Genomic DNA, 24,395 nt, shown 5'->3' on the forward strand with positions numbered 1-24,395 from the left:
GTCGCGCCCAACTATCTATTGCTCCAGAAGCTATAGGTTTGAGGCGAGCATGTATTCCATCGGCGATCTCTCCCGGCGCACCGGCGTCAAAATCCCGACGATCCGCTACTACGAGCAGATGGGACTGATCGCAGCGCCCGAGCGCTCCGAAGGCAATCAGCGGCGGTACGAGAAAGGCGAACTTGAGCGACTGGCCTTTATCCGCCATGCGCGCGACCTCGGCTTGTCGATCGATTCGATCAAGGACCTGCTCGCCCTCAGCCAGCATCCGGAGCGACCTTGCGGCGAAGCCGACCGCATCGCCAGCGAGCACCTGGCAACGGTGCGCGAGAAGATCGCGCGATTGAGGAAGCTGGAGCAGGAACTGGAACGCATCGTCGCCTGCGACGGCAATCACACCGTCGGCGACTGCTATGTGATCCGGGCGCTCGCCGACCATTCCATGTGCGAGAGCGAGCACTGAGGCGGCAGCTTAATTAGTCGCCTTGAAAAATCCCCGTTGACAAAATCACGAAAACAAACAATCTAGCGCCCATGATCAAGAACGCACCCATTTGCCGCGTGTATTTTTGGCTGTTCCGATAGGAGCGGCCTGCTGATCATAAAGGCCGCCATCAGGCGGCTTTTGTTTTTCCGGCTCCTGATGGCGAGAAAACCCGAGGAGCCCAGACATGCTACAGACCGCCATCCCCACCCTTCATGCGACACCGGCGACGCGCCCGCCGATGGTGACGATCCGTTGCGCCAAGCAGCGCGACCTGCCGGAACTGCGCGACATGATCACCGAACTTTCGGCCCATCACGGCGACGCCGCCCCGATCACGCCCGAACAGCTGGAGCGTGACCTTTTCGGCCGTACGCCGTGGATTACGGCGCTCGTCGCCGAGGCCGGCAACCGGCTGATCGGCTACGCGATCCTCGTGCCGATCTACCGGGCCGCCGAAGGCGCACGCGGCATGGAGCTGCATCACCTCTTCGTTCGCCCGGAAAGCCGCGGCACCGGCATTGGCCGCCACCTGGTCGCCAAGGCGCGTGAGCAGGCGAAGATGGCCGGCTGCGACTTCCTTTCGGTCAGCGCCGCCACGGGCAACTTCCAGGCACACCATTTCTACGAATCCGAACGCTTCGTCCCTCGCCCGGTGACCGGCATGCGCTATATGCAGAAGCTGGGCTGAGGAGCTGCCGATGCGTCTTGCAATCGTCCTGTGCGAAGGCTTCGCCGATTGGGAATGTGCGCTGTTGATGGCGGCGGCGCGCACCCATCTCGGCGTCGATATCGAGGTTGCCACCGTCGACGGCGCGCGTGTCACCTCGATGGGCGGCCTCGACGTCTCGGCGCATCTCTCCGTCGATGCCCTCGACCCGGCCGGCTTCGACGGGCTGGTGATCTGCGGCGGCGCAATCTGGGACACGAACGAGGCGCCCGATCTCTCCTCGACGATCCGTGCCTTCGATCGCAACAAGCGGGTGGTCGCAGCCATTTGCGGCGGCGTCCATGCCCTTGCGACATGCGGCCTTCTCGACCGCGTCGACCACACCGGCAACAGCGCCGAAAGCCTTGCGGCGCTGACCGGCTATCATGGTGCTTCGCACTATCGCGATCAGCCGCAGGCGATGCGCAGCGGCCACGTGGTCACCGCCGCCGGCACCGCGCCGATCAGCTTTTCCGGCGAGATCCTGCATGGCCTCGGTCTCGGCTCACCGGAGCTCGACGGATTTCTTGCACTCTACGGGCGGGAGCATCGGCCCGACGACAGCGGCAGCATCGGGTAAGCCGCCTTCCATTTCGGTGCAGAAAGCGGCCTCTCCACTTTTGGCAACAGGCCTAGAGCCAGTTCGAGATCTGATCGAGCGGCTTCTTCACCTTGCCGGCCACCGGCACGGTCGCATCCGGGGCTGGATAGCCGGCCACCAGAATCAGGAACGGCTTTTCACTGTCCGGCCGACCACAAATCTCGTTGAGGAAGTTCATCGGCGCCGGCGTATGGGTCAGTGTCGCAACGCCCGCATGATGCAGCGCCGTGATCAGGATGCCGGTAGCAATGCCGACGCTTTCGTTGATGTAGTAGTTCTTTTTCAGATCGCCCGGATTGGGACCACCGCGCTTCTGCGAGAAGACGACGATCAGGTAGGGAGCAGTCTCAAGGAAGGGCTTGTCTTCGTCGGTGCCGAGCGGCGCCAGCGCGTCGAGCCACTCCTGCGGCGCCTTGTCCCGATAGAAGATACGCTCCTCCTCTTCCGCCGCGTGGCGCACCTCGGCCTTGATCCGGGGGCTCTCGATCACGGTGAAATGCCAGGGCTGATGGTTGGCGCCGTGCCCGCCGCCTTCAGACAGGTTTCGATGACCTCACGCGGCACCGGACGATCGCTGAAGTAACGCGTGGTGCGGCGGCGGTTGACCTCTTCATAGAAGTCCGCAGCGCGGGCCACCATCTCCTCGGGGCTGCGTTCGATCCACTGGTCGTAGGGCGCGGTTTCGTGTGGGCGCATCCAGTCTCCTCCTCGTTATGAAGCCGAGTTGAGCGCGCCTTGCTACGAAGATCAAGCGTTAGAGCGCCGGTACCGCCTTCAGGTAGGCGGCGATCGCCTCACGGTCGGCCGGCGTCAGTTTTGCCATGTTCTTCTGCACTTCCACCATGGAACCGCCGACGGAATCGAACTCCGGCGTGAAGCCGGTTTCCAGATAGGAGGCGATATCAGAGGCGCTCCAGCTGCCGATGCTCTTGGAGCCGGGCGTGATATCGGGAATACGGCCCTCGCCTTCCGGGTTCGGCGCGCCTGCGAGCCACTGATCCGGCTCGAAGCCTCCGAGCGCGTTTCTCGGCGTGTGGCATTCGCCGCAGTGGCCAAGCCCCTCGACGAGATATTGCCCGCGGGCGAGCTTCGGGTCGTTGGCGTCCACCGCGGTGCGTGGCTTGTCGGTCAGGAACAGCAGCTTCCAGCCACCCAAGGCTATCCGCATGTTGTAAGGGAATGGCAATTCGTGCGGCGGCGCCACCTCGGTGCTCTTCGGCAGCGTCTTCATGAAGCCCCAGAGGTCGTTGACGTCCTTGGCCGCCATGCGCGCATAGGAGCCGTAGGGGAACGACGGATAGAGATGCTCGCCGTTGCGCCCGACGCCGCGGGTCATGGCGTTGCCGAACTCGGCGAGCGTCCAGGCGCCGATTCCGGCCGTTTCGTCCGGAGAGATGTTCGGCGCGTGGAAGGTGCCGAAGGGGCTCTTCAGCGGCGCGCCACCCGAAAGCACCAGACGCGCGTCACCTTCGGCGCCCTTGTTGGCATGACAGCTGACGCAGCCGCCGGCCCAGAAGACCTGTTCGCCCTTGGCAAGATCCGGTTCTCCGAGGCCCTCCCAATGGGAGGCGCTCCAGGGTGCCGGCTTCGTCAGCCACCAGAAGGCGGCACCGCCGACGACGCCCAGCACCACAAGACCCGATATCAGCTTTCTCGCCCGACGACCCATAGTCTCCCCTCATGCCCTGCCGCAAACAGTGTGCTCAATACGAGTGAAGGCACGCGGCGGGACGTCGCGTGCCTCCTCTTTCAGCCGGATAGGACGTTGCCGCCGGTCAATTCTTCTTCAGGCGGTAGCTCTCATGACAGCTGCCGCAGTCCTTGCCGATGCCCCCGAGGGCCGCGCCAACGGCCGCCTGGTCAGCCGGCAGCTGCGCCAGAACCGCCTCGGCATCGGTGCCGAGCTTGGCGGCCTTGGCCTTGAAGTCATCCAGGTTTTCCCAGATCTTCGGGCTCGCCTCGGTCTCGTGGCCCGCTTCCGAGCCGGCCGGGAAATGGTCCGGGAAGGTCTTCATCGTCTCGCTGATCGTCGTCAGCGATGCCTTCACGACCTCCGCGTCATAGGGCTTCTCGCCCTTGGCGATGCCGGCAAGCGCGCCAGTCGCAGCGCCCACCTTCTTCATCGCCTGCTGGCGAACCACCTGCGGCTCGTCGGCTGCAGTCACGGCAGTAACACCCAGGCCCGCAAGAGCGGCAGCCAACATGAGTGCGCGTATTTTCATCAGGATCTCCCGGTCAATGAAATCTATTCGGCGAATCTGCCTGCCTGGCCTTCATGCCCAATGCGGCCGCATGATGTCATCTTGAGTATTCGACGGAAGTAACATTTTTTTGATGTGCTTGTTAGGACAAAGGAATTTCCGTCGGCCGGCGTAATTCCGGGATTTCAACAGGCCCGCCAATAACATGACTTTAAAATTCATGTTTATACTTTAGAGAAACCGGGACAGCTTCACTGTGCCGACCAGCCCTGCCACACCGTGAAAGCCGCGACCAGAACGAGCACCGCCCCGGCGGCCCGGCCGATCCACACGGTCGTCTCGGGGCTGCCGACCAGAAAATCCCGGCCGCGGCCGGCGGCAAGGGCAAGGCCGCCATAGACAGCGAGCTGCGTCGCCGCAATCATCGCGGCCATGACCAGGGCCTGCGACCAGATCGGCCCGAACTGCGGCTTGAGGAACTGGGGATAGACCGCCAGCATGAAGAGATAGGCCTTCGGGTTCATCAGGCTCGTCAGCGCGCCCTGGCGAAAACTCGCCCAGCGCGACAGCCGGTCCGCGCCGTCGATGCCGCCGATGGTGATCGAGCTTTTGACCAGGGAAAAGCCGATCCAGGCGATATAGGCAGCACCCGCGACGAGCAGCACGTTGAAGAGGCCGGGCACCAGATGCAGGATGACGCTGACGCCGAGTGCCGCATAGAGCGTGTGCAGCACGCCGCCCGCCATGATGCCGGCCGTCGCCGACAGACCGGAGGCCCGCCCTCCCGTCAGCGAGTTCGCCAGGACGAAGACCATGTCCATACCCGGCACGATGATGATGCCGAACAGAAGGGTGAAGAAGAGCCAGAGGTTTTCCGTGTAGGTCATGTCAGTTGTCCGTCGTCCGGGTTTTCACTTCTCAAACGAATTGCTGTTTTTTCAATCCGTTGGCTAATGGTATAAATCCGGTCAACTGACAAGGTAGTGTCAGGAGCGTTGACGACGGGGGAGGTTTTCGATGCGCAAGGCGGCACGGCTTTTCGAGATCATCCAGATCCTCCGGCTTGCGAGAAAGCCCGTGACCGGCGCGCACATGGCCGAGACGCTGGAGGTGACGGTGCGCTCGATCTACCGCGATATCGCGGCACTCCAGGCGATGCGCGTGCCGATCGAAGGCGGCCGCGGCATCGGCTATATTCTTAGGCCCGGCTTCGACCTGCCGCCGCTGATGTTTTCGATCGAGGAAACGGAAGCGATCGCCTTGGCTCTGGCGCTGCTGGCACGAACCGGCGACGAGGAACTGAAGGCAGCCGCCGGCCGCGTCAACCAGAAAATCACTGCAGCCGTGCCCGAGCCGCTGAGACTGGCCTTTCGTTCGCGGGCGCTGCACGCCTGGGGAACGATCGCCCCCTCGCCCGCCGGCATCGATCTCGCTCTGGTACGCCGGGCGATCCGCGACGAGCAGAAGCTCGAACTCGACTATCGCGACGAACTCGGCCGCGCCACAGAACGCACGATCCGGCCGGTGGCGCTGATCTACTATTCGGAAACTGCCAACATCGTCGGCTGGTGCGAGTTGCGCCAGGCGATCCGCAATTTTCGCGCCGACCGTGTCGAGCACTGCGAGGCGGTCGGCGCCTATTTTCCAGGCGAGGGAAACCGCCTCAGGGAACTCTGGATCAGCGGCTGGAAGACCACCTGAGCCTGGCCTCATCGGTACCCAGCACAAACGAAAAGACCCGGCGCAAGCGCCGGGTCCAAACGTCATGCATCGAAGACGGGCAGCTTACTTGGAAGCCGCTTCGTACATTTCGAGCACGTAATCCCAGTTGATCAGGCTGTCGACGAAGGCTTCGAGGTACTTCGGACGGGCGTTGCGGTAGTCGATATAGTAGGAGTGTTCCCAGACATCGACACCGAGGATCGGCGAGGCGCCGTGAACGAGCGGATTTTCGCCGTTCGGGGTCTTGGAGATTTCGAGCTTGCCGTTCTTGACCGAGAGCCAGGCCCAGCCCGAGCCGAACTGGCCGGTGCCGGCGGCGATGAAATCGGCGCGGAACTTGTCGTAGCCGCCGAGGTCGGACTTGATGGCCGCGTCGAGCTTGGCCGGCAGGCTGGTGCCGCCGCCGCCCTTCTTCATCCACTTCCAGAAATGGATGTGGTTGTAGTGCTGGCCGGCATTGTTGAACAGCGGCTGGTTGGTGCCGTAGGACTTCTTGACGACTTCCTCCAGCGACAGGTCGGAGAGGCCGGCCTCTTCAGCAAGCTTGTTGCCGTTGGTCACGTAAGCCAGGTGGTGCTTGTCGTGGTGGTACTCGAGCGTCTCGCGCGACATGTAGGGCGCCAGCGCATCGTAGTCATAGGGAAGGTTCGGCAATTCGAAAGCCATGTGGGCATCTCCTCTTGGCATGGAATTTCGTCGGGAAATCCGTGAACGGGAACATAGGCACCGACCCTCATGGAGGCAACCGATGCAATGCCAATTTTTCCTCAACCCACGGAATATACTTTCAACATCATTTTGAAAGCATGACACTTTCAAGCACATTCATGCCACGGTTTGGCTGCAGCTTCGCGACCGTTGCAACCATGCATAAAGGACAGTCCATGCCGCAGCGTCTCATCCCTGCCCTCGCCCTTTCCGCCATCGCCGCTTTTGCTGCGTCCAGTGCAGCAGCCTCTTCCGGCGACGCGTGGGAGACATTCCGGGCAGAGGTTTCGAAGAAGTGCCTCGCCGCCGCCACCTCGCTGCAAAAACCCAGCGTCGTCGTCGACCCCTTCGGCTCGCAGAGCTTCGGGCTGGCGCTGGTGATCGGCACGCCCAAGGGCTCCAAGGCCGCCGTCACGCAGATCTGCGTCTTCGACAAGCAGAAGAAGACGGTCGAGCTCGGTGGTGAGCTTGCACCCGACGCGGTCAAGGTGGGCGTGCCGGCAAAGAAGAAATAGCGCGCGCGACCCGGCGCAAGCCGTCCAGTTGCCGTCCACGTCGGCCCCGGTCACTGCATATGTGGACTGCTCCTCACTTGAGCTTCGACCGACCGGTTGATAGATCTTGCTCATGGTGAGCGATACTTCCGAACGAATCCTGGACGCAACCGAACGCCTGATGGTGTCGCGGGGCTACAGCGCGTTCAGCTACGCGGACATCTCGGCCGTGGTCGGCATCGGCAAGGCGACGATCCACCATCACTTCCCGACCAAGGCGGACCTGGCCGCAGCCGTGCTTGCCCGCTACCGCAAGAACAATCGCCGCAGCGTTGAAGGACTGCTAGCAGCTGTCGGCGATCCGGCGGCCCGGCTCGAGGCCTATGTCGGCTTCTGGGAAGAATGTATCGCCAAACGGGACATGCCCTTCTGTATCGGCGCCCTTCTGGCCTCGGAAATACCTTCGCTTCCCGATATTGTCGTCGCGCAAGTGCGCGGTCATTTTGCCGACCTTTCCGGCTGGCTCGGAGCCGTGATCGAGGATGGCGTAGCGAAGGGATCCCTGAGGACCGCTCACGGCCCCAAGGCGGCCGCCGAGGCGCTCATGGCGACGGTCCACGGCGCAATGCTCGCGGCCCGCGTCGCCGGCTCGGATCAAGCCACGTTTTCGGCGATCGCACGGCCCGCCTTGGCACAACTTCAGGCGCCAAGCGATGCCTGACCCCGAAGCTCCGACCCTTCGAAGCGACACCGGTCGAAAAAGACAGTTGTTCCCGTGGGAACGGCGGGCCACATTTGCGAGCACTAGAAATCAAACCGAACGGACGCGATGGCAGGTGAAATCATCGCGTTTCTTTTTCGAACACATCCCGACCAACTAGTCGGTTGAATGAAGGAGGAAAATCATGGCAAATCCGCTTTCCACACTCGGCATCATCCATACCGTCATCAGCCTCGCCCCCGTCGTGGCGGGCCTCTATGGCTTTGCCCGGTATGGTGCGATTGTTCCCGGCACGCGCTCCGGCAAGCTCTACCTCGCCGCGATCATCCTGGCGGTGCTGACGTCCGCGGGGCTTTCGAGCACCGGCGGCTTCAACGCGGGCCATGCGCTCGGGATCGTCACGCTGCTCGTCATCGGTGGAAGCCTTGCAGCACAAAGGCTCGAATTTTTCGGCCGCCTGCGCCCCTACCTGGCAACGCTTGGCCTTTCGTTCAGCTATTTCCTGCTGATCGTGCCGGCAATCGCCGAGACGTTGAAGCGCCTGCCCGCCTCGCAGCCACTTGCCAGCGGCCCGGAATCGCCGATCGTGCAGACGACGCTGCTTGCCTGGCTAGTGATCTTCCTGGCAGGCCTCTCCGTCCAGGCCTACCTGATCCACAGGCGCGCCCTGGTCGGTGCGCGCGCGCCCCGCTCGCACTGAGTGCCTGAACCGAAGGCCATCTTGCCCCGGCGCAGCGGGTACGACCGTGCGCCGGGGTTTTACATGCGCGCGGTGTCAGACGTCGCGGGCCGCGTGCGCCCAGTCCATGTAAAGATCGCGCGCCTTGGCGGCGACCGGGCCGGCCTGCAGGTCGCGGCTTTCGAGACGCGTCACAGGCAGCACCTTGGAGTAGTTGCCGGACGTAAAGATCTCGTCGGCCGCTTCGAAGTCCGCCATCGTCAGCGTCGCCTCGACCACTTCGAAACCGGCTTCGCGCAGCAGCGTCATGACGCGGAAGCGGGTGATGCCGGCAAGGAAGGTGCGGTTGGCGGCCGGCGTAAAGACGACACCGTCCTTGACCAGGAAGACGTTGGAAGAACCGGTCTCGGCGATGTTGCCGAGCATGTCGCGCACCAGCGCATTGTCGAAGCCGCGCGAACGGGCCTCGGTCAGGATGCGCGCGTTGTTGGGATAGAGGCAGCCGGCCTTGGCGTCGGTCGGCATCGATTCCAGTGTCGGACGGCGGAAGGGCGACAGCGTCAGCGACGAGCCGCCGTGGCCGTTGCCCATCGGCGCCTCGAACAGGCAGAGCGCAAAACGGGTCGATTCCGGGTCGATGGCGACGACACCGGCCGCGCCGTGCTCGGCCCAGTACATCGGCTTCACATAAAGCGCTGTCTTGCCGTCGAACTTCTTGGCGCCTTCCCAGGTCAGCGCCTCGATCTCTTCCGCCGCCATCGTCGGCTTCAGGCCAAGTGCGGCGGCCGAGCGGTTGACGCGCTGGCAATGCAGGTCGAGGTCGGGAGCGACGCCGTCGAAAACGCGGGCGCCGTCGAACACCGTCGAGCCCAGCCACATCGCATGCGAGGTCGGGCCGATCAGCGGCGGATTGCCCGAGAGCCATTCACCATCGACATAGGTCCAGGTCACTGAGCGGGGGGATGTATCGACGGCCATCTGCGTCTCCTTGAGGTTTTTATTCCAGTCTTTCCGCATACCCCGAAAAAACAGCATCGGGGTGAATGGGTCTATCAAAAAATGTCATGGCGGCCGTTCTGGTACCGCGAAGGCCTCTCGCTTAGTCTCTTCGCCAAAGAAAAGGGAAAGCCGTGCGCATCAAGCATCTCGACGCTGACGACGTGGACATCTTCCGCCGCATCAGGCTGGAAGCGCTCAACCGCGAGCCGCAGGCCTTCGCCTCGACAGCGGCCGACTGGGAGCGCCTTTCGGCTGAAGAATGGCGCGCGCGGCTGACCGCCAACGCCGTATTCGTGGCCTTCGACAGCGATGAGCCGGTCGGCATCATGGGCCTGATGCGCGAGCGTGCGAGCCGGCTGGCGCATCGGGGCACGATCATCATGGTCTATGTGTGTGACGAGGCCCGCGGGTCCGGCGTGGCGCGACAGCTGCTTGCGCAACTGACCGATCATGCGCGCTCGGCCGGCATCCGACTGCTCGAACTCGTGGTGCGTGCCGACAATCCGACGGCGATCCGCTTTTATGAACGTGCGGGTTTCTACAAGATCGGGCACGTTCCCGGCGGCATGCTCGACGGCGACCGGGAGGTCGACGAATTTCTGATGGTGCGCCACATCGACGGCCGCGCCCCACCCATTGAGACATTGCAAGGAGCGACCCGATGAAAGCCATGTATTACGACGCCTTCGAGAAGATGCCGGAAATCCGTACCCTTCCCGATCCGACACCGACGGAGAACGGCGTGGTCATCAAGGTCGAGGCAACAGGGCTTTGCCGGTCCGACTGGCACGGCTGGATGGGCCATGACGCCGATATCCGCCTGCCGCATGTGCCCGGCCACGAGCTGGCGGGCGTGGTGACCGCCACCGGCCGCGGCGTCATGCGCTACAAGGTCGGCGATCGGGTGACCGTGCCCTTCGTTTCCGGATGCGGCCGTTGCGGCGAGTGCCGCTCGGGAAACCAGCAGGTCTGCGAGGCGCAGTTCCAGCCGGGCTTTACCCATTGGGGCTCGTTTGCCGAATATGTCGCGCTCGACTTTGCCGACCAGAACCTCGTGCATCTGCCTGAAAGCATGGACTTCACCACGGCTGCGAGCCTCGGCTGCCGCTTCGCAACGTCGTTCCGCGCCATCGCCGACCAGGCCAAGGTCAAGGGCGGCGAGTGGGTGGCGGTGCATGGCTGCGGCGGTGTCGGCCTCTCGGCAATCATGATCGCGGCCGCCCTCGGCGCCCAGCCGATCGCGATCGACATCGCCGAAGACAAGCTCGCCTTCGCCAAAAAACTCGGCGCAGTCGCTGTCATCAATGGCCGTGACGTGCAGGACGTGGCAGCGGCGGTAAAGGATATCACCGGCGGTGGCGCCCATGTCTCGATCGACGCGCTCGGCAATCCCGTGACCTGCTTCAACTCGATCAAGAACTTGCGCCGGCGCGGCCGCCACGTCCAGGTTGGCCTGATGCTCGGCGACCAGGCGACGCCACAGATCCCGATGGCGCAGGTGATCGGCCACGAACTCGAAATCTATGGCAGCCACGGCATGCAGGCCTGGCGCTACGACGCCATGCTGGCGATGATCGCCGACGGCAAGCTGAAGCCGCGGCAACTGATCGGGCGGGAAATTTCTCTTGAAGAGGCGATCCCTGCCCTCGTCGCCATGGACCGCGCCACCGATCTCGGTATCAGCGTCATCACGCGCTTCTGACGGCCACGGCAAGCCGTGAACGCCGCAGCCGGCAGGCAATATGATGACCGCCCATTCCGACTCACCATCCGCATGCGCTAGCCTTGTCCCCAATCGGAGGCAAGGCAGATGACCATTGCGAGACGGCGAAGACTGATCAAGCGGCAGCGCACCGGCACGGCGCTGGCCGTCGCCGCGACGATCTCGTTTCTCGCCGGGATGACCGACGCGATCGGGCTCTTGAGCATCGGTGACTTCGTCTCCTTCATGAGCGGCAACACGACGCGGGCGGCGATCGCGCTAGGCGACGGCGACTTCACCGGCGCCCTGCTGCTCGTCGGCGCGCTTGGAGCGTTCATCATCGGCAACGCGCTCGGCGTGATTGCGGCCGCACGCCTCGGCGTCGTCGGCGTCCTCTCGATGGTCAGTTTGGCGCTAATGCTCTGCGCTGCCTTCGGAACCTCGATGCCAAAGCCCTTCTATTTCTACGGCATCGTGCTTGCCATGGGCCTGGTCAATGCCGCCGTCGAGCACATCGAGGGCCTGCCGATCGGGCTCACCTACGTGACGGGTGCCCTTTCCCGTTTCGGGCGCGGCCTCGGCCGCTGGCTGCTCGGCAACACCAACCGCCAATGGCTCATGCAGATCGTGCCCTGGCTTGGCATGTTCTCTGGCGCTGTCGCCGGCGCCGTCCTGCAGCGCCATTTCGGCCCGGCGTCGCTTTGGGCTTCCTTCGCGCTTAGCGCCGGGCTCACGCTGGCCACCATTCTGGTGCCGTCGCGCTGGTCGAAGCGCTACATCCATCCGGGCTGATCCCGCTCCGGCCACAGCTTTTCGCCTCCCCCCAAGATTTTGCCCTTAAGCCCGGACGGGTTTCAGGGCAAAATCCGCGCTGAAGAATCACAAGCGAGGTCCTGCCATGGCGCTTGCGGCAGCCGTTACTGCGGATGAACTTTACCATCCCATCCTCAACGCCAATTCGGCGCATCCGGCCGGCTGGCCGATCCGGGTCATCGTCAGCTCGCAGACCGAGGCGCGGCACAATCGTGCACTTTGGGCGCCGACGCATCTCATCTCCATGCGCGCGCCCGGCAGCCGGCTTTTGTCGATGATCGAGCTGCCGCCGGAAAACCACCTGGAACTCTTTTTCGGCGACACCACCGATCCTGACGAACCGGATGCGGCGCGTCCGCAGGCGATCGACGCCGCCTTCGCTTTCATCGACCGCTTGCCCGAGGACGCGCATCTGCTCGTCCATTGCCTGCGGGGCATTGGCCGCGCGACGGCGCTGACGCTGGGCATTCTGGCACGCTACATGCCGCCGGAAGAGGCAGCCGCGGCCCTGCATGCGCTTCGCCCGGAAGCCAAGCCGAACCGGCATGTGGTCAACCTGTGCGACACGGCGCTCGGGTTCAAGGGCAAGCTCGCCAAGCAGGCGCTACGCTTCCCGGCAAAAGTCTGGAAACCGGCCAAGGGCTAAGGCAGGAAACCTGCCTTTGAGCGGCCGGCCGTTGTGCGACGCACAAATATTTGACATGATCCGCGTAAAGAACGGTGACAGCGGGCTGTCCGATCGGGCGTGATGCTGTAAGCCTTTGTTTTCGGATAGGCTTTGACGTGGCATGTTCGCCATGTCAGCCAGCACCGAAGACAACTGACGGGAGGAAACGATGTCCCACGCGGCCTATGTGTTTGACGCCTACGGCACGCTCTTCGACGTGCATGCGGCCGTCAGGCGCCACGCTGAGGAGATCGGTCCGGACGGACAGGCTTTTTCCGAACTCTGGCGCGCCAAGCAGCTCGAATATTCCTGGGTGCGCTCGCTGATGGGCAGCTACCAGGATTTCTGGAAGCTGACCGAACAGGCGCTCGACTTTGCCTTCGCGCGCTTTCCCTCCGCCGACCCGAAGCTGCGCAAGCGGTTGCTGGACGCCTACTGGACGCTCGACTGCTATCCGGAAGTGCCGGCCGTTCTGAAAGGTCTCAAGGAGCGCGGGGCGCGGATCGCCATCCTCTCCAACGGTTCGCCGGCCATGCTCGCGTCGGCCGTGCGCAACGCCGCACTCGATATCGTCATCGACGACGTCTTTTCGGTCGACGCGGTGAAGGCGTTCAAGACGGCGCCTGCCGTCTACGATCTCGTTACCACCAGCTACCGGCTCTACCCGCACGCAGTCTCGTTCCAGTCGTCGAACCGCTGGGACATTGCCGGGGCGACGAAATTCGGCTTCCGCACCGTGTGGATCAATCGGGCAGACATGCCGGACGAATACCGCGATCATGGGCCTGCCTTGATCCTGCCCTCTCTCGAAAGCCTGCAATTCGGTATCTGAAGGAGTTCTTTGATGGTCTGGTCGCCCGCGCAGTATCTCAAGTTCGAAGACGAACGCACCCGACCAGCCAGAGACCTTCTCGCCCAAGTGCCTGACCTGCCAGAAGGCCTCGCCTTCGACCTCGGCTGCGGCCCGGGGAATTCGACCGAGCTCATCCGCGACCGGTTTCCCTGGACCACGCTTTCCGGCCTCGACAGCGACGAGAACATGCTCCTTGCCGCCGCCAAGCGGCTGCCCGGGGTATCCTTCGAAAAGGCGGATCTTGCGGCCTGGGTTCCTCCCGCCGGCGCCTCGCTGTTTTACGGCAACGCGGTCTTCCAGTGGCTTCCGAACCATCTCACTATCTTCGAAAGGCTGATGAAGGCGCTTGCCTCCGGCGGTACGCTCGCGGTGCAGATGCCGGACAACCTCGGAGAGCCGAGCCACCTCCTGATGGAAGAGACCGCGCGCAGCCCGGCTTTCGCTGAAACCTTTGCCGGCAAGGCTATCCGCCGCAACCCGATGCCGCCGCCGGCAACCTATGTCGAATGCCTGGTTCCGTGGGCAGCGCGCATCGAGGTCTGGCATACGATCTACTATCATCGCCTCGCCAATGCCGAAGCGATCGTCGAGTGGGTAAAGGGGACCGGCCTCAGACCTTATCTCGATACCTTGCCCGAGGACCGGCGGAGCGCCTTTCTCGCCGATTACACCGACCGGATACGCGCGGCCTATCCGGCAACGAGCGACGGCAAGGTACTCTTGCGTTTTCCGAGGTTCTTCATCGTGGCGGTCAAGGCGGGCTGAGTTCGTCTGCCCGCCGGGCGCTTACATGCGCTCCGCCAGAAAATCGATAAAGGCGCGGATACGGGCAGCGAGATGCTCGTGGCCGGCATAGACGGCGTAGACCGTCTCGATCTCGCCCGACTGATAGTCCTCGAGCAGCGGCACCAGCGTTCCAGCCTCGAAATCCGGCTCGACATGGAAACGACCGATGCGCCCGATGCCGACGCTGGCAAGGCAAAGCTGGCGGACGATCGAACCGCTCGATACCTGCATATTGCCGGAGACGGTTCGGTGCGCGATCTGAGACTGGCCCGGCCCGCGAAACGCCCACTCGTCGACGCTGCGTCGGAAGTTGAAGCGAACGCAGTTGTGGCCGTCGAGATCGTCAGGGGTTTGCGGGATCCCATACTTTTCAAGATAGGCGGGCGAGGCGATCACCACCGGCCGGGTTTCCATCAGCTTGCGCGCCTTCAGGGATGAATCACGCAGCGGTCCGGTGCGGATCGCCACGTCCGTGCGTTCGCCGACGACATCGATCATGCTGTCGGTCAGCGTCAGGTCGAGCTGGACCTCCGGGTATCGCGCCAGGAACTCCGGCGCGAGCGGCATGATGTAGCGCTCGCCGAAGCCGACGGCGGCGTTCACCCGCAAGAGCCCACGCGGCGCCATGCGTCCGCCGGCGGCAACGACATGCTCGGTCTCGGCGATATCTCCGAGGATCCGTTGCGCCCGCTGGAAATAGACTTCGCCTTCCGGGGTCAGCTGCAAGGTCCGGGTCGAGCGCACGAGCAGGCGCGTGCCAAGCCGGTCCTCGATGCGGGTCACCAGCTTGCTGACGGCCGACGGCGACAATTTCAGGCGCCGCGCCGCAGCGGAGAAGCTGCGGGTCTCCGACACGGCGACAAAAACCTCCATCTCACCGGCTCGGTTGTCCATGCGCTTCCCTTTGAACTCAATTCACAAACGTTTGTCTGATTATGCGTATTATCGTGATGAGTGCAAAGGCTCATATTCCACCCGACTTCAACAACAACCACACGCCCGGTGCTCCCAGCCGGGTGGGAAAGGTCTCGTCGTGCCTATTGCCATACTTGCGCTGACGATCGCGGCCTATGCGATCGGAACAACGGAATTCGTGATCGTCGGCCTCCTGCCGACGGTAGCCACCGACCTCAATGTCACCCTGCCGCTCGCCGGCCTGATCGTCAGCGTCTACGCGCTCGGCGTCACCTTCGGCGCGCCAGTTCTCACCGCGCTCACCGGCCGGATCGAGCGCAAACCGCTGCTGATCGGCCTGATGGCGCTGTTCATCGTCGGCAATGCCGCCGCAGCATTGTCGCCGAGCTATGAACCGCTGCTCGTCGCCCGCGTCATTTCTGCCTTTGCCCATGGCGTGTTCTTCTCGGTCGGCTCGACCATTGCCGCCGACCTCGTACCGGAAGACCGCCGCGCCTCGGCCATTGCCATGATGTTCATGGGCCTGACCGTCGCGATCGTCACCGGTGTGCCGCTCGGCACCTGGATCGGCCAGACCTTCGGCTGGCGCGCCACCTTCTGGGCCGTCACCGGTCTCGGCGTCGTCGCTCTTGTCGCGATCGCAGCCCTGTTGCCGAACACGCTGTCCAAGGCGCCGCCGGCAAAGCTCATCGACCAGGTGCGCGTGCTCGGCTCCGGCCGCCTGCTGATCGTCTTTGCCATGACCGCGCTCGGTTACGGCGGCACCTTCGTCGCCTTCACCTTCCTGGCGCCGATCCTGCAGGACATCACCGGCTTTTCGGAAAGCGCCGTCAGCCTGATCCTGGTGCTCTACGGCATCGCGATTGCCATCGGCAACATTGCCGGCGGCAAGATCGCCAACCGCGACCCGGTCAAGGCGCTGATCGGCTTGTTCCTGGCGCAGGCGGCGGTGCTCGTGCTCTTCACCTTCACGGCCCCCTCGCCGGTGCTGACGCTGGTCACGCTTGCAGCCCTTGGCTTCCTGTCCTTCGCCAATGTGCCGGGCTTGCAGCTCTATGTCGTGCAGCTTGCCAAGCAACATCGTCCGGGCGCCGTTGATGTCGCCTCGGCGCTCAACATCGCGGCCTTCAACCTCGGCATCGCCGTCGGCGCCTGGCTCGGTGGCGTCATCGTCGCCTCGCCGCTCGGCCTTGGCATGACGCCCGTGATCGGTGCCCTGCTCGTCGCCGCAGCGCTGCTGCTCACGCTCCTGAGCGGCGCCCTTGATCGTCGCACCGGGGCGGCCTACCAAACGGCTTGAACCGCCGTCTGCGAGGACCACCTATAGCCTCATTCCTTTTTCGCCCGGCCAGGTGGCCGGGCGCTTATCAAGCATAACATCCCCAGTACAAGGAGTTACCCACGATGCATTCCGTCAATTCCAACGGCGCCAACATTCCGGCGCTCGGCTTCGGCACTTTCCGCATGCCCGGCGCCGATGTGCTGCGCGTTCTGCCGGAAGCCCTGAAGCTCGGGTTCCATCACGTCGATACGGCGCAGATCTACGGCAACGAGGCCGAAGTCGGCGAGGCCATCCATAATTCCGGCGTGTCACGCGCCGATATCTTCCTCACCACCAAGGTCTGGGTCGACAAATATGCCCATCGCGACTTCCTCGCCTCGGTCGACGAAAGCCTGAAGAAGCTGCGGACCGACCATGTCGACCTGCTTCTCCTGCACTGGCCGGGCGGCAGCGACGTGCCGATGGCCGAGCGCATCGGCGCTCTCAACGAAGTGCACAAGGCCGGCAAGGTTCGCCACATCGGGGTCAGCAACTTCAACACGGCGCAGATGGAAGAGGCCGTGAAGCTGAGCGACGCGCCGATCGCCACCAACCAGGTCGAGTACCACCCGTATCTTGATCAGACCAAGGTGCTTCAGACCGCCCGCAAGCACGGCATGTCGATCACCGCCTACTATGCGATGGCGAACGGCAAGGTGCCGAGCGATCCACTCTTGAAGGAGATCGGTGCCCGCCACGGCAAGACGGCCGCGCAAGTAGCGCTGCGCTGGCTCGTGCAGCAGAAGGACGTGATCACCCTTTCAAAGACCGCGACGATCGATCGCCTGAAGGAAAATTTCGCGATCTTCGACTTTGCGCTCGGCGACGGCGAAATGGCCGAAATCCACGCCCTTGCGCGTGCCGACGGCCGCATCGTCAACCCGGAAGGCCTTGCCCCCGTCTGGGACAAGGCTGCTTAACGAACGCAATCATTTCGCCGCCGGCCAATTCCCTGCCGGCGGCGGATACGATATGGACATCGCCTCAAGGACACGGATCGTAGGGAGGGGGCGATGTCGTTGCACGAGGCACAGGCGAGCGATTTTGCTCCCGACTGGCCGGCGATTATCGCCGTCGTTCTCGGTGTCACCGCCTTCTCGGTGGCGCAGGGGCTCACCTATCCGCTGATCTCGCTTTCGCTTGAGAGCCGCGGCGTTTCGGCCGGCATGATCGGCCTCAATGCCTTGGGCTTTGCCGCCGGTCTCGGTGTTGCGACGCTTATTCTCGGGCGGCTGACGCGGCTCGCCTCGGCCGACAAGCTGATCATCGCCAGCCTCATCGGCTGTTCCATCTGTCTCGCGACACTTGCCTCGACGTCGGAACTCGTCATCTGGTTTATCGCCCGCTTTGCCCTGGGTTTCTTCGTCAGCATGGTCTTCATGCTTGGTGAAGCGTGGCTGAACACCGCCTGTCCGGACCGGCTGCGCGGCCGCGTCTCCGGCCTCTATGGCGCCGGCATGTGCGGCGGCTTTGCGGCCGGTCCGCTGGCGATCCCGTTGCTCGGCACCAGCGGCGGTCTCGGCTTTGCCCTCTTGGCGATCTATATCGCACTCGTCGCCTTCCTCACGGGGCTGCTGACCATGGGCGCCCACTCCCGGCCCGAGCCGTCCTCGACGCCGGACCTCTTCGCCTTTTTCGGGAAGGCGCCGATGCTGATCCTCATGGTGCTGATGTTCGGATTTGCCGATATCGCCGCGATCTCGGCGATGCCGGTCTATTTCGTCAAGACCGGCCACAGCCAGGCCTTTGCCGCGCTGAGCGTAACGGCGCTGGCGATACCGACAGCTGTGGCACAGCCTTTCATCGGCGTGCTTCTCGACCGCCTGCCGCGCCGCCGGGTGGCGATCTCGGCGGCCGCGATCGCTGCCAGCGGCTATCTGCTCGTGCCGTTGCTGTCGTCCGATATCGCTCTGCTTCTGACCTTCGCCTTCATCGGCGCGGCGAGCTTCGCGCTCTATACGGCGGCGCTCACCATGCTCGGGGAAGAGTATCGCGGCAGCATGCTGGTTGCCGGCAGTGCCGCCTTTTCGCTCGCCTATGCCGCCGGCAGCGCGGCTGGATCCGGCGCGACCGGCGCGCTGATGAACTTTATCAACCCGATCGCTGGCCCGATCGGCGTGGGCGTCGTGCTGGTGGTCTTCACGCTTGCCTTCGCGCTCAACGGCCGACGCTAGCCCTCCGCGCAGATCCGGGCGAGAGCCTCGCTGAAGATGCGGGCGGCCGGCCCGAGCGGCTCGTCGATCCGATGAACGAGATAGGCTTCGGCCCCCACCTGGCTGTTGCGGCCAAGGGCGGCCGTCGGCATGCGCACGAGCCGGCCTTCCGCAAGGTCGCGCTCCACCTGCCAGAACGGCAATCGACCCCAGCCGAGGCCCGAGCGGATCATCGCATGCTTTGTGTCTGACACGGCAGGTTTGCGGCGAGAGCACGCCGTAGTCGCGCCCGACCGTGCGCTGCGACTGATCCGACAGGACGATCTGCAGATGGTCTGCAAGCTCGGCGTTGTCGAGCACGTCGCCCCCCGCGAGGAGACCTAGGGGATGATGGGCGGCAACGACCGCAACGAGTTCGACCGTCGACAGTGCCCGGCGGGCGATCGCCGGATCGCGGAAATCCTCGCCGACGGTGATGCCGAGCGTGAAACGGCGATCGACTAGCCCATCGAGCGGACCACCCAGCGGCAGGACCGCAAGCCGGATCGACACGTCGGGATAGGTGCCCCGCATCTCTTTCAGCGCCAGGCCGACCGTCTCGATCGGAAACAGCCTATCGACGACCAGAGAAAGCTCAAGCTCGATGCCTTCGCCGAGGCCGCGTGCCCGGGCGCGCATCGCGTCCACCCGCAACAGGATGTCGCGCGCATTGGCGAGCAGCGCATGCCCTTCCGCCGTCAGGACCGGCCGGTGGCCGGACCGGTCGAAAAGGCCGACCCCCAGTTCGGCCTCCATGTTGGCGATGGCGTGGCTGACGGCCGATTGCACCCGTGAGAGCCTGGCGGCGCCGGCGCGGAAGCTTCCGCTTTCGGCGACGGTCACGAAGGTCCGCATCTGATCGAGAGTAAGGGCATCGAGCATGATCGATTCCATAGATCATCTTGATGAAAATTATATCACTCCAAGAGATCGAGAAAAGCACCCATCTTTTCAGTGAACGGCAATGCCGCCCACAAAAAGGAAACCGAAATGACCAAGGTGCTCGTGCTCTACTATTCCTCCTACGGCCACATCGAGACCATGGCGAAGGCCGTCGCCGAGGGTGCGCGCACCGCCGGCGCCACCGTCGCGCTCAAGCGCGTGCCGGAAATCGTCCCGGAAGCCGTGGCCGTCAAGGCCGGCTACAAGCGCAACCACGATGCGCCGGTGGCAACAATCGCCGAACTGCCCGATTATGACGCGATCATCATCGGCACGCCGACACGCTTCGGCAACATGGCCGCCCAGATGAAGAACTTTCTCGACCAGGCGGGTGGGATCTGGGCGCGCGATGCCCTGGTCGGGCGCATCGGCAGCGTTTTTACCTCGACCGGAAGCCAGCATGGCGGCCAGGAATCGACGATACTCGCGACGCATACCGTGCTGCTGCATCTCGGCATGGTGATCACCGGCCTTCCCTACAGCTTCAAAGGCCAGATGCGCATGGACGAAATCACCGGCGGATCACCCTATGGCGCCTCGACGCTGGCCGATGACGGCAACGGCGGCGACCGGCAGCCGAGCGCCAACGAACTGGAAGGCGCACGCTTCCAGGGGCGCCACGTGGCGGAACTGGCAACAGCGCTGGTTGCCGGACGCACCCGCGTTGCGGAGATCGCCTGATGGCCATGGCCGCAGCCTTTGTTCGCGAAAGAACCGATTGGTCGGGCGTGATGACCGTTGTTGCGGCCGGCGTGGTCGCGGCGATGCAGGTGGGAAAGGGGCTGATTGCCGGCCCGCTGCTTCAGTCCGATCTTGGGCTCGACCTCTCCGCCCTCGGCTGGATCACCTCCGTCTTCGCCGTAGTAGGTGTCGTCGGGGGCATGGCAGCCGGCGCGTTCGTCACAGCTGTCGGCGACCGGCGCCTGCTTGGCATCGGCATGGCGCTGCTGGCGTTCGGTTCCTTTGCCGGCGCGGCGAGCCCAGCATTCACGCTGCTTCTGCTGTCGCGCATCATCGAGGGCTTCGGCTTTCTGCTTGTCGTCGTCGCCGGCCCCGCCATCCTCATGCGTCTGGTGACGCAGGAGCGCCGCGACCTCGTCTTTGCGCTCTGGAGCTGTTTCATGCCCGCGGGCATGGCGATCGCCATGCTGACGGGGCCTGCCTTTGCCGGTTGGCAGGCGATCTGGTGGAGCAATGGGCTGCTCACGCTTGCGAGCCTCGCCTCCATCTTCCTGGCCGTGTCGCCACCCCGGCAAACGCCCCGTGTCGCCACCCGCTTCCGGGATGATGCCGCGGAAACGCTGACGAGCCGCGGGCCCGTGCTGCTCTTCGCGCTGTTTTCGCTCTACAGCCTGATGAGCTTCACGCTTTCCAGCTTTCTGCCGATCCTGCTGATCGAGCGCCTGCAGGTCTCGCTTGGAACCGTTGGCCTGTTGAGCGCCATCATCACGCTGGTGAACGTCTTCGGCAATCTGGCCGCCGGCCATCTTCTGTCCCGCGGCTTCGCCCGCGGCAGGCTGGTCGCAAGCGCCGCGTTGCTGACCGGCGTGTCCGGCCTTTGGATCTTCCTGAGCCCATCAGGCGGACATCTGATCCTGGCGCTCTGCATCCTGTTTTCCGCGATCGGCGGGCTCATTCCGGCGACGCTGATCTCATCGGTGCCCCTCCTGTCGCCACGTCCGGCGCTTGCGCCGATGGCGATGGGCCTGCTGATGCAGGGCAGCAATCTCGGGCAACTCGTCGGCCCCGTCGCGGTCGGAACCGCGATCGAACGCTACGGATGGACATCGGGTGCGGCTTTTATCGGCGCCAGTGCCGTTCTTTGCATCGGGCTGACGCCCACACTCGAACGGACGCTACGGGAAAGCAGGCCGGAACGCTGACAGGGGCCGCAGGCAACAAAAAACCCACCGGCAGACGCCGGTGGGCTTCGTTTTTTAGATTCGAGTCGCCGGTATCAGACGAACTGGCTGAGACCCGGAACCGAAGCGACGACTTCGTCGACCACGTCTGCGCCGGCCTTCTCCTTGGCGAACGCGATGGTTTCCTTTGCAAGTCCGGTGATTTCACCCATGCCGAGGCCCTGGCTCATCAGCTGCTGGCCGAGCGCCATGACGCCGCCACCACCGATTGCCGACATCAGACCGCCGAGCAGGCCGCCGCCGCCCGTGCCTTCGCCGTTGTACTGCGCGATCAGTTCGGACGCGCCCGGGATCGCTTCAATCATCTGGGCAACCGGACCGTCGGCGGCTTCGCGCTGCAGGAAGCCGAGGATCATGCCGACAGCCTTTTCGGCGGTTGCCGGCTCGATGCCGACATTTTCAGCAACGCGCGTGACCAGTTCATTCATGGAGAAACTCCCTCATTTTGGATTTTTGACGTTGACGTCAAGGTAAATGATCGCCCACCAAATAACAAGCCGTGAGCCGTGACTATCGATCCGTCGATATCGCCGCATTCCGGTCGCGGATAGGCACAGCCTTGTTGCCGGGCGCAACCGCACCACCTATAACAGAAATCCAGGCACATTTCGATGACGGCGCGCCCCTGCGACACTGCGAACCGCCCGCTTTCATTGATGAAACGGAGATGAAGCCCACATGTTGGAAGAAGGCAAGCTCTTTATCGGCACCAGCCGCAAGCCTGATGATTCGATCAACAAGGGCGAGTATCTGGAGCTCAAGTTCGGCAATCGACACGGCCTGGTCACCGGCGCCACCGGCACCGGCAAGACGATCACCCTGCAGGTGCTTGCCGAAGGCTTTTCCAACGCTGGCGTCCCGGTCTTCTGCGCCGACGTCAAGGGCGACCTCTCCGGCATCGGCGCGATCGGCGAGGCCAAGGATTTCATCCTGAAGCGTGCCGAACAGATCGGCCTGCCGACCAATCCTTACGAGTTTCAGGAATTCCCGGTCATCTTCTGGGATATCTACGGCGAGAAGGGCCATCGCGTTCGCACCACCATGTCGGAGATGGGCCCGCTGCTCCTGTCGCGGCTTATGAACGCGACCGACGCGCAGGAAGGCGTGCTCAACATCGCCTTCAAGATCGCCGATGAGGGCGGACTGCCGCTGCTCGACCTCAAGGATCTGCAGGCGCTGCTCAACTACATGGGCGACAATGCCAGCACGCTTTCCAATCAGTTCGGTTTCATTTCCAAGTCCTCGGTCGGCTCGCTTCAGCGCGAGCTGCTGATCCTCGAACAGCAGGGCGCCGAACATTTCTTCGGCGAGCCGGCGCTGAAGATTTCCGACATCATGCGCACCACCAATGACGGCCGCGGCGCGATCTCGGTGCTGGCCGCCGACAAGCTGATGATGAACCCGCGGCTCTACGCCACCTTCCTGCTCTGGCTGCTGTCGGAACTGTTCGAGGAGCTGCCGGAAGTGGGCGACCCGGACAAGCCGAAGCTGGTCTTCTTCTTCGACGAGGCGCATCTGCTCTTCAACGACGCGCCGAAGGCGTTGATCGAACGCGTCGAACAGGTGGTGCGCCTGATCCGTTCCAAGGGCGTCGGCGTCTATTTCGTCACCCAAAACCCGCTCGACGTGCCCGACACGGTTCTCGGTCAGCTCGGCAACCGCGTTCAGCACGCGCTGCGCGCCTATACGCCGCGCGACCAGAAGGCGGTGAAGACCGCCGCCGACACCTTCCGCCCGAACCCGGATTTCGACTGCGCCACGGTGATCACCAATCTCGGCACCGGCGAGGCTCTGGTCTCCACGCTCGAAGGCAAGGGCGCGCCCTCGATGGTCGAGCGTACGCTGGTGCGACCGCCGCAGTCGCGCGTCGGCCCCCTGACGGAGGCCGAACGGAAGAAGGTCATGGACGTGAGCCCGGTCCGTGAGCTTTACGATGAGGATTTCGACCGTGAATCGGCCTACGAAATCCTGGCGGCGCGCGCCAAAAAGGCAGCCGACGCACAGGCCGAGGCACAGTCTCAGGCCGAGCAGCAGACGAGCGAGGCGAGCACCGGCGGCAGCCGCTGGACGCTGCCGGGCTTTGGCGACGACGATCAGGCGGCACCGGCCGGCAAGCAGGCGCGCCCGCGCAGCTCCGGCTACCAGCGCGAGACGGTCGTCGAAGCGGCGATGAAATCGGTCGCCCGCACAGTCGCGACCCAGGTCGGCCGCGCCCTGGTGCGCGGCATCCTCGGCAGCCTTAGCCGACGCTAACCAAGACCGGCCGACGCGGCCCATCTATTCCCACGCGCCCTGACCAAATCAGGGCGCGTCGTCATTTCTGGAACATCCGCATGGATGTGAGGGATTCAATCGGCGCCATCCTCAAGGACGGCGACAACGTCACCCTGATCAAAGACCTGAAAGGCAAGGGAACCTCGACGACGCTGAAGCGCGGGACGATGGTCAAGCGCATCCTCCCCCGATGAAGTCGAGTGCCGCGTCGAAAAGACCAAGGGTCGGGTGATGCGCACCGAATTTCTGAAGAAGGCTTAAGGCCCGCGCGGGATGCCGGAACGGCACGGCGAAATGACCCGACGGCCAGCCGTGCCGATCAATGCCGTGTCTTGTCAATGCCGTGTGTTGGGGAGGGTGAAGCGCTCAAGCGGCGCCCGCTCACCGCAACGGCGGCCCGCTGGGTGGCGGCGTATTCGTCCGTCAACTCCAGCAGAGCCAAGGCGATCTCGTCCCAATGCCACCCTACCCGCTCGGCGAGATCCGTCAGCAGTTGGAACTCCTCGCGCAATGCGGTCGCGCATTCGAGCTCTCGCTGCGCAAGCGCGCAGGTTCTAGTTTTCGGCCTGGCGATCATCCTATTTTACCTCCTGCTCATCAACTCCTCAGCCCGAGCATAGGTTCCAGCAGCTCCCGGTCGAAGCATAGGTTCCCGCGCCGCGGCAGGGGAACCAATCGGTCGCCGGACCG

General features: G+C 63.9%; 27 protein-coding genes and 3 pseudogenes. 20 read left to right on the forward strand and 10 right to left on the reverse strand.

The genetic code is table 11. The features are described 5' to 3' along the window. Nucleotides 1-49: 49 nt before the first annotated feature. The 3 genes from IB262_RS06785 (at nt 50) to IB262_RS06795 (ending at nt 1,773) form a co-directional block, all read left to right on the forward strand. Nucleotides 50-463, forward strand: coding sequence for a helix-turn-helix domain-containing protein (locus IB262_RS06785; protein ID WP_034789279.1), 414 nt, complete (start codon nt 50-52; stop codon nt 461-463). Between the two features lie 208 nt (nt 464-671). Continuing rightward, nucleotides 672-1,175, forward strand: coding sequence for a GNAT family N-acetyltransferase (locus IB262_RS06790; RefSeq protein WP_060584276.1), 504 nt, complete (start codon nt 672-674; stop codon nt 1,173-1,175). Nucleotides 1,176-1,185: 10 nt separating this feature from the next. After that, nucleotides 1,186-1,773 (forward strand): DJ-1/PfpI family protein, encoded by a 588-nt coding sequence (locus tag IB262_RS06795; RefSeq protein ID WP_034789277.1) that lies wholly within the window; start codon nt 1,186-1,188, stop codon nt 1,771-1,773. A 52-nt stretch (nt 1,774-1,825) separates the two neighbouring features. Here the strand turns inward: IB262_RS06795 and IB262_RS06800 are convergent. The 4 genes and pseudogenes from IB262_RS06800 to IB262_RS06815 all read right to left on the reverse strand — a co-directional run bounded on the left by IB262_RS06800 (nt 1,826) and on the right by IB262_RS06815 (nt 4,882). After that, nucleotides 1,826-2,490, reverse strand: a pseudogene (locus IB262_RS06800) (nitroreductase family protein). Nucleotides 2,491-2,548: 58 nt separating this feature from the next. After that, on the reverse strand, nt 2,549-3,463 hold the full coding sequence (locus tag IB262_RS06805) for a cytochrome c (RefSeq protein ID WP_060584274.1): 915 nt from the start codon (nt 3,461-3,463) through the stop codon (nt 2,549-2,551). A 106-nt stretch (nt 3,464-3,569) separates the two neighbouring features. Next, on the reverse strand, nt 3,570-4,016 hold the full coding sequence (locus IB262_RS06810) for a cytochrome c (RefSeq protein ID WP_034789273.1): 447 nt from the start codon (nt 4,014-4,016) through the stop codon (nt 3,570-3,572). A 230-nt stretch (nt 4,017-4,246) separates the two neighbouring features. Beyond that, the gene (locus IB262_RS06815) at nt 4,247-4,882 is read right to left on the reverse strand and encodes a LysE family translocator (RefSeq protein WP_060604012.1); all 636 of its coding nucleotides are present in this window, start codon (nt 4,880-4,882) and stop codon (nt 4,247-4,249) included. A gap of 130 nt (nt 4,883-5,012) precedes the next feature. Between IB262_RS06815 and IB262_RS06820 the strand changes: the two genes are divergently transcribed. Beyond that, entirely contained in the window at nt 5,013-5,696 is a 684-nt protein-coding gene (locus IB262_RS06820; protein WP_112975650.1) for a YafY family protein, read from the forward strand. An 84-nt stretch (nt 5,697-5,780) separates the two neighbouring features. Here the strand turns inward: IB262_RS06820 and IB262_RS06825 are convergent, their stop codons facing one another. Continuing rightward, a complete protein-coding gene (locus tag IB262_RS06825; RefSeq protein ID WP_060516240.1) occupies nt 5,781-6,383 on the reverse strand; it encodes a superoxide dismutase in 603 nt (200 codons plus the stop codon). Between the two features lie 218 nt (nt 6,384-6,601). On the opposite strand from IB262_RS06825, the gene IB262_RS06830 reads away from it, so the two are divergent. The 3 genes from IB262_RS06830 to IB262_RS06840 all read left to right on the forward strand — a co-directional run bounded on the left by IB262_RS06830 (nt 6,602) and on the right by IB262_RS06840 (nt 8,340). Further along, entirely contained in the window at nt 6,602-6,940 is a 339-nt protein-coding gene (locus IB262_RS06830) for a hypothetical protein (RefSeq protein WP_112975673.1), read from the forward strand. A gap of 112 nt (nt 6,941-7,052) precedes the next feature. Beyond that, entirely contained in the window at nt 7,053-7,640 is a 588-nt protein-coding gene (locus IB262_RS06835) for a TetR/AcrR family transcriptional regulator (RefSeq protein ID WP_060516242.1), read from the forward strand. A gap of 184 nt (nt 7,641-7,824) precedes the next feature. Then, entirely contained in the window at nt 7,825-8,340 is a 516-nt protein-coding gene (locus IB262_RS06840) for a hypothetical protein (RefSeq protein WP_112975651.1), read from the forward strand. Nucleotides 8,341-8,415: 75 nt separating this feature from the next. Here IB262_RS06840 and IB262_RS06845 read toward each other — a convergent pair whose 3' ends face one another. Further along, nucleotides 8,416-9,297 (reverse strand): branched-chain amino acid aminotransferase, encoded by an 882-nt coding sequence (locus IB262_RS06845; RefSeq protein WP_034789259.1) that lies wholly within the window; start codon nt 9,295-9,297, stop codon nt 8,416-8,418. Nucleotides 9,298-9,449: 152 nt separating this feature from the next. On the opposite strand from IB262_RS06845, the gene IB262_RS06850 reads away from it, so the two are divergent. The 6 genes from IB262_RS06850 (at nt 9,450) to tam (ending at nt 14,118) form a co-directional block, all read left to right on the forward strand. Continuing rightward, a complete protein-coding gene (locus IB262_RS06850; protein WP_112975652.1) occupies nt 9,450-9,983 on the forward strand; it encodes a GNAT family N-acetyltransferase in 534 nt (177 codons plus the stop codon). Next, nucleotides 9,980-11,020 carry a zinc-dependent alcohol dehydrogenase family protein gene (locus IB262_RS06855; RefSeq protein WP_112975653.1) on the forward strand — a complete coding sequence of 347 codons (1,041 nt, stop codon included), beginning with the start codon at nt 9,980-9,982 and terminating at the stop codon, nt 11,018-11,020. The genes IB262_RS06850 and IB262_RS06855 overlap by 4 nt, the downstream gene beginning before the upstream one ends. A 108-nt stretch (nt 11,021-11,128) precedes the next feature. After that, on the forward strand, nt 11,129-11,812 hold the full coding sequence (locus IB262_RS06860) for a YoaK family protein (RefSeq protein ID WP_112975654.1): 684 nt from the start codon (nt 11,129-11,131) through the stop codon (nt 11,810-11,812). 106 nt (nt 11,813-11,918) lie between these two features. Then, nucleotides 11,919-12,479 (forward strand): phosphatase, encoded by a 561-nt coding sequence (locus IB262_RS06865; protein WP_112975655.1) that lies wholly within the window; start codon nt 11,919-11,921, stop codon nt 12,477-12,479. 190 nt (nt 12,480-12,669) lie between these two features. Beyond that, nucleotides 12,670-13,332 (forward strand): haloacid dehalogenase type II, encoded by a 663-nt coding sequence (locus IB262_RS06870; RefSeq protein ID WP_034789254.1) that lies wholly within the window; start codon nt 12,670-12,672, stop codon nt 13,330-13,332. A 12-nt stretch (nt 13,333-13,344) separates the two neighbouring features. After that, nucleotides 13,345-14,118 carry a trans-aconitate 2-methyltransferase gene (gene tam, locus IB262_RS06875; RefSeq protein WP_112975656.1) on the forward strand — a complete coding sequence of 258 codons (774 nt, stop codon included), beginning with the start codon at nt 13,345-13,347 and terminating at the stop codon, nt 14,116-14,118. Nucleotides 14,119-14,139: 21 nt separating this feature from the next. On the opposite strand, the gene IB262_RS06880 is transcribed toward tam, so the two are convergent. After that, nucleotides 14,140-15,033 carry a LysR family transcriptional regulator gene (locus IB262_RS06880; protein WP_090294705.1) on the reverse strand — a complete coding sequence of 298 codons (894 nt, stop codon included), beginning with the start codon at nt 15,031-15,033 and terminating at the stop codon, nt 14,140-14,142. A 139-nt stretch (nt 15,034-15,172) separates the two neighbouring features. Between IB262_RS06880 and IB262_RS06885 the strand changes: the two genes are divergently transcribed. From IB262_RS06885 to IB262_RS06895, 3 genes are all read left to right on the forward strand, one after another. Then, entirely contained in the window at nt 15,173-16,354 is a 1,182-nt protein-coding gene (locus IB262_RS06885; RefSeq protein WP_060603996.1) for an MFS transporter, read from the forward strand. Nucleotides 16,355-16,458: 104 nt separating this feature from the next. After that, nucleotides 16,459-17,295 carry an aldo/keto reductase gene (locus IB262_RS06890; protein ID WP_090294708.1) on the forward strand — a complete coding sequence of 279 codons (837 nt, stop codon included), beginning with the start codon at nt 16,459-16,461 and terminating at the stop codon, nt 17,293-17,295. Nucleotides 17,296-17,388: 93 nt separating this feature from the next. Continuing rightward, a complete protein-coding gene (locus IB262_RS06895) occupies nt 17,389-18,549 on the forward strand; it encodes an MFS transporter (RefSeq protein ID WP_112975657.1) in 1,161 nt (386 codons plus the stop codon). Here IB262_RS06895 and IB262_RS06900 read toward each other — a convergent pair. Continuing rightward, nucleotides 18,546-19,449: pseudogene (locus tag IB262_RS06900) on the reverse strand (LysR family transcriptional regulator). The gene IB262_RS06895 and the pseudogene IB262_RS06900 overlap by 4 nt on opposite strands. Nucleotides 19,450-19,557: 108 nt before the next feature. On the opposite strand from IB262_RS06900, the gene wrbA reads away from it, so the two are divergent. Both wrbA and IB262_RS06910 read left to right on the forward strand, forming a co-directional pair. Then, nucleotides 19,558-20,190, forward strand: a complete 633-nt coding sequence (gene wrbA, locus IB262_RS06905; protein ID WP_112975675.1) for an NAD(P)H:quinone oxidoreductase — start codon at nt 19,558-19,560, stop codon at nt 20,188-20,190. After that, complete coding sequence (locus IB262_RS06910; RefSeq protein WP_210333127.1) at nt 20,190-21,392, forward strand: MFS transporter; 1,203 nt, start codon at nt 20,190-20,192, stop codon at nt 21,390-21,392. Before wrbA ends, IB262_RS06910 begins: the two co-directional genes overlap by 1 nt. A 74-nt stretch (nt 21,393-21,466) precedes the next feature. On the opposite strand, the gene IB262_RS06915 is transcribed toward IB262_RS06910, so the two are convergent. Next, the gene (locus tag IB262_RS06915; protein ID WP_034789243.1) at nt 21,467-21,859 is read right to left on the reverse strand and encodes a hypothetical protein; all 393 of its coding nucleotides are present in this window, start codon (nt 21,857-21,859) and stop codon (nt 21,467-21,469) included. 250 nt (nt 21,860-22,109) lie between these two features. Here IB262_RS06915 and IB262_RS06920 point away from each other — a divergent pair, with 250 nt between their 5' ends. Both IB262_RS06920 and IB262_RS06925 read left to right on the forward strand, forming a co-directional pair. Then, the gene (locus IB262_RS06920) at nt 22,110-23,684 is read left to right on the forward strand and encodes a helicase HerA-like C-terminal domain-containing protein (RefSeq protein ID WP_060516251.1); all 1,575 of its coding nucleotides are present in this window, start codon (nt 22,110-22,112) and stop codon (nt 23,682-23,684) included. Between the two features lie 80 nt (nt 23,685-23,764). After that, a pseudogene (locus IB262_RS06925) lies at nt 23,765-23,966 on the forward strand (alkylphosphonate utilization protein). A gap of 58 nt (nt 23,967-24,024) precedes the next feature. Here the strand turns inward: IB262_RS06925 and IB262_RS06930 are convergent. Then, nucleotides 24,025-24,282, reverse strand: coding sequence for a hypothetical protein (locus tag IB262_RS06930; protein WP_060516252.1), 258 nt, complete (start codon nt 24,280-24,282; stop codon nt 24,025-24,027). Nucleotides 24,283-24,395: the final 113 nt, after the last annotated feature.

This window comes from Ensifer sp. ENS02 (assembly GCF_014851885.1).
Taxonomy (GTDB): Bacteria; Pseudomonadota; Alphaproteobacteria; order Rhizobiales; family Rhizobiaceae; genus Ensifer; species Ensifer adhaerens.